We start from the raw sequence: 7745 nt of genomic DNA, 5'->3' as shown, positions 1-7745 counted from the left end.
CGATCACTCGGCGGAACTCCTCCGGCTGCTCCCGGAGGGCCGGTACCGCGCTGCCGACGCCGGCGTTGTTGACCAGGATGTCGATCCGGCCGAACTCGGCGACCGCCTTCTCCACCAGGGCGGTGCATTGGTCGCTGACCATGCTGACCCACTGGGCCGGATCCTTCTTGTGGGAGAGCTCCATCTCGAAGACCTGTACGAGCCGTTCGACGATGTCGGCGAGAGATCCCGCTGCGTGCTGGGTGACGCGCTCACCGGGCATCACCTCGCGAGAGAAGTGATAGTCCGGCGGCTCGCCCTCACGCCCGCGCAGATGCAACGGGGCGGGGTCGGTCRCACTGTCGTTGCTCACTGCATCGCCCTTCGGTGGTCATCAAATATCGCCATCAGGCCGGGCACATCGACGTTATCCACCCGGTGTCGACTCTGCGTGAGAGGTTCGTTTCGAAAGCTGACGATAGTGACCCGGTGTTCCTCGCGAAAGGAAGACGGTGTCAGGTCCGAACGGTATCGAAGCTACCAGGCCCGCGTTGTCCGGCCGAAGGGAGGAAAAGGTCCCGAGCGAGAGGAGACATATCATCGAAACCTTTCACCGGCGTCCCATGACTCTTCTGGGGRATCCCCCGCAGGTGGTGGTGCGAGTCCGGTTGGTTCGGTGGATACCGTGAAACTCGCGAAGAATTCTCGAGGGACGTCGAAGGATGCGGCACGTCACGAGCGCGGAACCCGTCGACGGGCTTCCGGGCCGCGTCCATCGGGGGTGGGTCGCCGCGCTCGTGCCCGGTGCCAGATTGCGGCCCTGTCGCCGGGCCTGGACCTGTCACGGCGAGGTAGCTCCGTTGCCCAGTGACACCTCCGCCGGCCTGCGTCGCGCGGGCTGGGCCGAGCCTGCCGCCTGAACCGGACAGGGGTAGCCGTGCCGGGCAGATGTGTGACGGATATAACGACGGTGAACAACCATTCTCACCTGACGTCGCCAAGTTTTGTCGAGCGAGGCAGCATATGACCATTGAGGAAGCGACCGACTGGGCAGTGGGCGTCGATATCGACATCCCGACCGCGGCGCGGATGTGCGACTACGCCCTGGGTGGCTCGCGCAACTTCGCGGCCGACCGGGAGGCGGTCCGCCGCGCCAAGGATGCGTTCTCCAACATCGAGATGGTCGCCCGGTCGAACCGGGGCTTCCTGCACCGTGCCCTGCGCCACCTGGTCGCCGAGGCCGCATCACTCAGTTCTTCGACATCGGATCCGGGGTACCCACCCCACGGTCGGCAACGTTCACGAGATCAGGTGCAGGAGCCGGAAGCAGCGGGAACGGTTCCTCCGGCCCCGCTGCGGGCCGACGCTCCCGAGGACGTCACGCTCACCACCAAACCCACCCTCGCCCGATAGATGATCGAGAAGGCGCTCGACGCTGGAAAACTGGCCGGCTGGGTCACCGACAGTACTGGTAGGCCGTGAGTGAGGTGCCCGCGATGCGGGTCCTTTTCCCACGGACTCCAGCCCGAGTCGGGTAGGCCGCCGGCGAGGTGCCCGCTTGAACCGGGTCCTTTTCCGTCGGCCTCCCGCCGAACGATACGTGCGCCTTTCAGCGCATATCGCTCTCCAGTGGTTGTGCCGTGGGTTGCGTGGTGGACCGACCGGCGTGGATCGCTTCGTGGCAGGGACGGCAGACCACGAGGGTTGTGCGCCGTCGCATCGCCATGAGTCGAGCCCACGCTGGTTTCTCGCGCCGTCCTGGTTTGTTGAGGTCCGCGAGGTGCCGGACGTGGTGGACTTCCACGCGGTCCGTTGCTCCGCACATCTCGTAGCCGCCCGCGAGGAGCCGGTGGATCAGCTCGTTGCCACGGACGGTTCCCAGGGTCGGTGCTCGGTCGGTGAGGGTCGCGGTGGGCTGTCGGTGTAGCGGAATACCGCCGAAACGTGCGACCAGTGGCTTCTTGCCATCGTCGCGCTGGACCGTGACCTGGAAGCAGGTTCTCGGCCCGCGGTCGGTTCGCACGGTGGCCTTGTATTTGCGGGCCATCGTGTTGACGTTGGACCGGGGCTTACTTGCCAGGGTCTTCAACATGGAGGTTTCCATGACCCAGCGCAGCTTCTGAAGCCGGTAGACGTCACCGGCGAGCAAATAGTACTGGACGACGCCCCGGTACTCGGCCTGATACTTCGACACGATCGTGTAGTCATCGTCGTGCAGCATCTGGGGCCGTTGCGCGGGTTCACCGCGCCTGTAGTACAGGGCACGCTTCTGTCTGATCACGTCGGGGGGTATTCGTGGCCCGATCGCGCCGTTGACCGCTCGGCGTCCCCGGGTAATCTTCGTGTCGGAGTGCTGGGCTACGATATGGTAACCGAGGAAACGCGCCCGCCCGGTCTGGGCATGGGTGATCAGCGTCTTCTCGCGGGACAGTTCCAGTTTGAGTTCGTCGCAGAGAAACCGTCTGACCCTTTCGGTGATCTCGCGTGCTTCGGCCTTGGGTCCGCTGAAACCGAACAGGAAATCGTCGCAATAACGCACGTATCGGAGCCGTCGGTAGCCCGGGTCATGGGGGTCCTGGCTCGGGAGTCGGCGGCGCTGCTGACGGAGCCGGCGTAACGCCTGCCGATCCCCGCGCCGCCGGGCACGGGCGATTGCGTACTCGATCCGCTGGTAGGCAGGGTTGACTGCCCTGCGCTCGCCCCGGTTGTAGTCCGGGAGCAGGTGTGTCACGACGTAGTTGTCCAGCCGGTCGAGGTAAATGTTGGATAAAATTGGGGACGCCGGACCGCCTTGTGGCGCTCCGGATAGCGTCGCTCCCCATTTCCAGTCCTCCAGGTACCCCGCCTTGAGCATGGCGCCCAGCAGCCGCAGGAACCGGTTGTCGTGAATTCGTTCTCCCACTGTTTCGAGCATGACCGTGTGGTCCAGTTCCTCGAAGCAGCGGGAGATGTCGGCCTCGATGAACCAGTGCGTTCCCTTCCAGACCTCGACTACCTCGCTCAGCGCGGTGTGGCAGCCTCGGCCTGGTCGGAAGCCGTGGGAGCGGTCGGAGAACTGGACGTCGTAGTACGCCTCTAACAGCAGGCGCACCACTTCGGCGACCAGTTTGTCCGACCAGGTCGGCAGGCCCAGCGGGCGCGTTCTCCCGGATCTCTTCGGGATGTGCACCCGCTTCACCGGTTTCCATCGGTATCGCTCGTGGCGTACCGCGTCGATGATGYGGTCGATGGTGGCCAGTGACATGCCGTCCACGGTTTCCCTGGTGACCCCGGGCGTCATGGCCCCCTTGTTGGAGTACAGACGCCCGTAGGCCAGCAGGTACAGCGCCGGGTTGAACAACTGCCGGTACACCCTGTCCAGCGGCAACCCTCTTCTTCCACGTTCACGGAGGACACCAAGGACTGTTTCGGCGCTCTGCATTACGCATGCCTCCCGTCCGTTGGATATCCGGCCACCTGTTCCCCTTTGCCCTGTCGGCGGCCTTCCCGCCGTCCCTGGTGGGGCGTGACTCCCACGACTACTATGGGAACTCCGTCACCCTAGGGCTCGCGCCCCTTAGGCGATCCCGCGGTACGTCTCTGTTGTACGTGTCGAGCGCGACGTAGGCGTTCCACTCACCTCCTTGAATGCCCTCGCTAAGCATCGCCCCATGTCCCGGAGGTTGCGCCGGGTCTCCGGTTCTGACCGGCACCGGACGTGGCATCGGTTTCAGACGTCCTTCCGATGGGTCTTCACATCTACCGTCTGGAGATTGGAATTCAGGCAATCCAGCTTTCGCCATATCACGCGGGTTCGACGACGGCCCGCCTTCGACGCCTTCGACGCCTTCGCGACGGCCGCCGTCTTCTGGCATGCTGCTGTCCCCTTCACCTTTCGGATCCAGGTGAGCCAGTGAACCCAAGGATCTTCTTCCAAATCCTTCCCAGCTGCGCTGGGGATACAACAGAGCGCCTCACGGCGCACGCCGGGCGTGAAAGTCTCCCGTCAGCCGGCGGACGGGAGGTGTACCGGCAGCGTTGCCCAGCCGCGTACCTGGGAGGAGTCGAGCTTCGCTTTCTCCATGTCGGGTTCCCAATCCGGGAATCGCTTGAGAATCTCCTCCACGGCGATGCGGGCCTCGAGGCGGGCGAGGGCGGCTCCGAGGCAGAAGTGGTTACCGCGACCARACGTCAGGTGGCGACCAATTTTGCGGTGTATGTCGAAACGGTCACCATCGGGCGGGAACATTCGATGGTCGCGGTTCGCCGACCCCATGAGCAGCATCAGAACGCTGCCCTCGGGAACGGTCTGTCCGTGGATCTCGACGTCGCGGGTGACGTACCGGCACGCCTGCAGCGCAGCCGGCTGYAGACGCAGGATTTCTTCCACCGCGTTGGGGATGAGTTCGGGGTTCTCGACGAGTTCTCGTCGTTGGGCGGGATCGTCGCCGAGGATCTTACCGGACCAGCCGATGGTTCGATTCGTGGTCTCGTTGCCGGCCGTGGCGAGCACATTAATGAAGATTAGAAGCTCGTCCCGGGTCAGGCGGCGGACTGTGCCCTTCTCGTCTTCGAACTCGGCGTTTATCAATGCCGTCATGAGGTCGTCGGAGGGGTTCTTCGCCCGCCAGTCGATGTACTGTGCGAAGAAGGTGCCGTCGGCGAACTGGTCGTCGTTGAACTCGCCGGGTTCCCCTTCCTCTCGCCGTAACTTCTCGTCCTGGTGGACCCTGATCTCCTCCTGGTCCTGTTCGGGGATTCCCAGCAGCATCCCTATCACCCTCATAGGCATTTTGGCGCCGAGGTCCGCAACGAAATCAAGCTGTCGGGCGCCCACCAGCGGATCGAGCACCTGGGCGCAGAAGTCGCGGATCCGGTCCTCAAGGGCGGCCATTTTTCGTGGGGTGAAGATTCCGGCGAGGACGCCGCGATGCACGGGGTGCATGGGTGGATCCTCGAAAATGAACACCCCTGGTGGGAGCTCCATGTTCGCCTTGATCAGTTCAAGGATGTTTCCGCGGGATGAACTGAACGTGGCGACGTCGACGAAGGCCTTGTCGACATCGTCGAACCTGGTCAGGGCATAGAAATCGTGCTTCTCGTTGTAGTACAACGGCTGTTCTTCCCGCATGCGACGAAAGATCGGGAAGGGGTCGACCTGAAGTTCTGGCTCGTAGGGGTCATAGTAGATATCCGGGTGTTTCGTAGTTATCACAGATTCGCCTCCTCGGTGGGATTCCTTCGCAACGTGCATAGCATGGGCCTGGAACGGTGGCACCGGTCGTCCGGCGTGGTCGTGGCCGGCCAGCGATAACGCCGTCCTCGGCTGCGGGTAAACCCGAGTTGGCCCACGTGCGCCGTGCCGCTGACGGCGCCGAGGGTGGCCTTGGGATCGCCTGCGGCACTAGTCAAGTAGATCGGGCTGCTCCTTGACGACCAGCTGGTAAAGCGCTTCGAACCCCCAGCGCGCCAAGGTCTCACCGCCGACCTGCCTGGCCGTGCGTTCGGCTGTCACGTCATCGAGCAGCCGAAGCCTTCCCGCTGCCTGGGCGAGGAGCTGGACCTGGGCGGCCCGCTCGGCAGTGATGAACCAGTAGGCCGCAGACTCCACCGTGGTGCCTACGGTCAGCAGCCCGTGATTGGCGAGGATCACCAGCTTGCCCGGGCCAAGAGCGCTGGCGATGCGCCTACCCTCGCTGGTACTGAAGACCACGCCGGTGAAATCGCCGAAGATCGCCTGATCCTGGTGGAATGCGCACGCGTCCTGCGTGATCGGGTACAGCGGCTCACCGAGCACTGATAGTGCCTTGCCGTAGGTTGAATGAGTGTGCGCGGCGGCGACCACCTCCGGCCTGGCCGCGTGGACTTCCGAGTGGATCGCGAATGCCGCGGTGTTCAGTGGTGGCTGTCCCTCCACGATCGCACCCTCGGCGTTCACCAGAAGCAGGCTCGAAACGCTGATTCGGCGGAAATCCGCGCCGAAGCGGTTCACCCAGAAATGGTCGGTAAACTCCGGGTCGCGGGCGGTGATATGCCCTGCTAGGCCTTCGCCGTAGCCGAGCTCGCCAAAGATTCGGTACGCCCCGGCGAGCCGCTGCTTGCGATGAAGACGCTCCTGTTCAAGGGTGCGCGTCGGCTCGGGACGAGGCCACAGGCCGTCAGTCGCGGGCGACACGATCGCGCCGTCTAGCGGGGCAGCTGTCATGGCGAATGCCTCCGGTGGAACTGTGCTGGACGGGACGAGTCGGCCGCGGTCGAAGGCTTCAACCCGCTACGTCGAAAGGCGGTTGCGAATCTTGTCGAGTGCGACGTGTGCCGTCAAGCGCGTGAGCGCCGCTCCAGTCCAGGGGCGGAAAGCCACCGCCGGAGGTGAGCGGCGGTGGGCAATGACGTGCCTGATCGTGGGCGGGGAGTGTCTGGTTGTCACGGTTGCTTCCAGGTTGGGGGCGGGCAGAGTGACACTGCGTGCCACCTCCTGGGTGGGGCGATCCGGTGGGTGGCAGGCTAGGCGGCTCCGGTCGGGTGAGGGGGCGCTCTGATCTCTGGACAACCATGGCACGCGGTGCCATGGTTGTCCAGAGATCAGAGAGGAATCCAGGTGCCTGCATACATCGTTCTCGACAGTCAAGAGCCGGAGCGTCTCGCCGAGTTCTATCGCGTGCTTCAAGGGGTCGAGACGCTACTGACCTACGACGAGGGGCGTTATCACGCCATGACGCCGAACCGTGAGGGCCTAATGATCGTCCTGCAGCGGGTTCCGGAGCCTAAGGTGGGTAAGAACCGGGCGCACTTCGACATCGTCGTCGATGACCTCRAGGCCGAGACGGAGCGAGTTCTTGCGCTTGGCGGGACGTGGATCGAGCCGGGAAAGACGCACGACCTCGAGGTGTTCTCCTGGCGGTGTATGGCCGATCCGGAAGGCAACGAGTTCTGCTTGTATCTTCTCCCGCCGGACATGAGCAACGATGCTGCCCCTAGCGAGGTCCGCACAGTACCTGGGCAGTGATGGCGCTAGTCGCCCGTCGCTGGCTGCCAGGCCTGGCGCCAGCTGGACTGTGTTGTCGCTGTGTCCAGCTCGCTGAGTGTGCGTGCCATGCGGAATGCGCGGCGCACGAGTTCGCCAAGGTCGGACGAGGCGTCGCCAAGCCAGCGTTCGTAGGCGGCGTTCGCGGCGCCCAGCGAAATGTGGCCGATGAGCTGTGGTCCCAACGCGTCCTCCGGTGCGCCGAGGCGGCGTGCCGCGAACCGGGCGATTACCGCCAGCCATTCGGCGTTTCGGAGCGAGGCATTGGCTTTGAGCGCGGGCGTGAACAAGATCAGTTCCATGCGCTGTCGATGGGCGACAGGGCCGTCGGTGGTCGCGCGGTTGAAGCGCATCATGCCCTCGGCGATCGCGTCAAACATGGGTCGATCGTTCGGTACCGCCGCGAACCAGTCATCGAGTTCCTTCAGAAGCTCGGCGAAGTTCGCGAACAGGATGTCGTTTTTCGACGCGAAGTACCGGAAGAATGTTCGCCGAGAGACGCCGGCGGCCTTAGCGATCTCCTCGACGGTGACTTCCTGGAATCCGCGCGTGGCGATGAGTTCTAGGGCGGCCTTCTCGATGGCCTCGGTTGAGGTCTGTTGCAGTGCGTTGGTCACAGTGGCCTTCCGTCTCGAGCGTCACGGCTCGGCTCCTCGCCGTATGAGCGGGGCGGTCCGTGAGCAGGGCCATTCGCATCCTTGCGCGATGTTGCGGTCCTCGGCTGCTGGTGTGTTCACCTTCCTGTGTGCGGCGTATCCAGAAT

7 protein-coding genes are annotated in these 7745 nt (G+C 64.1%); 2 read left to right on the top strand and 5 right to left on the bottom strand.

Annotated features, from left to right (window positions below; all coding sequences use genetic code 11):
• A partial coding sequence (locus CC117_RS39625; protein ID WP_241830603.1) for an SDR family NAD(P)-dependent oxidoreductase occupies positions 1-352 on the bottom strand: 352 nt, incomplete at its 3' end.
• A gap of 650 nt (positions 353-1002) precedes the next feature.
• Between CC117_RS39625 and CC117_RS32140 the strand changes: the two genes are divergently transcribed.
• Positions 1003-1392: an SAM-dependent methyltransferase gene (locus tag CC117_RS32140; RefSeq protein WP_241830602.1), complete on the top strand. Its 390-nt coding sequence runs from the start codon at positions 1003-1005 to the stop codon at positions 1390-1392.
• 196 nt (positions 1393-1588) lie between these two features.
• On the opposite strand, the gene CC117_RS32135 is transcribed toward CC117_RS32140, so the two are convergent.
• The 3 genes from CC117_RS32135 to CC117_RS32125 form a co-directional block, all read right to left on the bottom strand.
• Complete coding sequence (locus CC117_RS32135; protein WP_084133102.1) at positions 1589-3400, bottom strand: reverse transcriptase/maturase family protein; 1812 nt, start codon at positions 3398-3400, stop codon at positions 1589-1591.
• Between the two features lie 564 nt (positions 3401-3964).
• On the bottom strand, positions 3965-5212 hold the full coding sequence (locus tag CC117_RS32130) for a cytochrome P450 (RefSeq protein WP_071091676.1): 1248 nt from the start codon (positions 5210-5212) through the stop codon (positions 3965-3967).
• A gap of 150 nt (positions 5213-5362) precedes the next feature.
• Positions 5363-6163: a class II aldolase/adducin family protein gene (locus CC117_RS32125; RefSeq protein WP_071091672.1), complete on the bottom strand. Its 801-nt coding sequence runs from the start codon at positions 6161-6163 to the stop codon at positions 5363-5365.
• A gap of 393 nt (positions 6164-6556) precedes the next feature.
• Here CC117_RS32125 and CC117_RS32120 point away from each other — a divergent pair, with 393 nt between their 5' ends.
• Positions 6557-6964, top strand: a complete 408-nt coding sequence (locus CC117_RS32120) for a VOC family protein (protein WP_084133101.1) — start codon at positions 6557-6559, stop codon at positions 6962-6964.
• 5 nt (positions 6965-6969) lie between these two features.
• Here the strand turns inward: CC117_RS32120 and CC117_RS39895 are convergent, their stop codons facing one another.
• Positions 6970-7599 carry an acyl-CoA-like ligand-binding transcription factor gene (locus tag CC117_RS39895; RefSeq protein WP_071091670.1) on the bottom strand — a complete coding sequence of 210 codons (630 nt, stop codon included), beginning with the start codon at positions 7597-7599 and terminating at the stop codon, positions 6970-6972.
• Between the last annotated feature and the right edge of the window lie 146 nt (positions 7600-7745).

It is taken from the genome of Parafrankia colletiae (genome assembly GCF_001854655.1).
Classification (GTDB): domain Bacteria; phylum Actinomycetota; class Actinomycetes; order Frankiales; family Frankiaceae; genus Parafrankia; species Parafrankia colletiae.
Note: the sequence above shows the minus strand (reverse complement) of the source record. Positions and strands in the feature narration are given on the sequence as shown.

Excerpts from the sequence above, each read along its gene's own strand:
- CC117_RS32125 (WP_071091672.1), bottom strand. The coding sequence starts at position 6,163 with ATGACAGCTGCCCCGCTAGACGGCGCGATCGTGTCGCCCGCGACTGAC.
- CC117_RS32140 (WP_241830602.1), top strand. The coding sequence starts at position 1,003 with ATGACCATTGAGGAAGCGACCGACTGGGCAGTGGGCGTCGATATCGAC.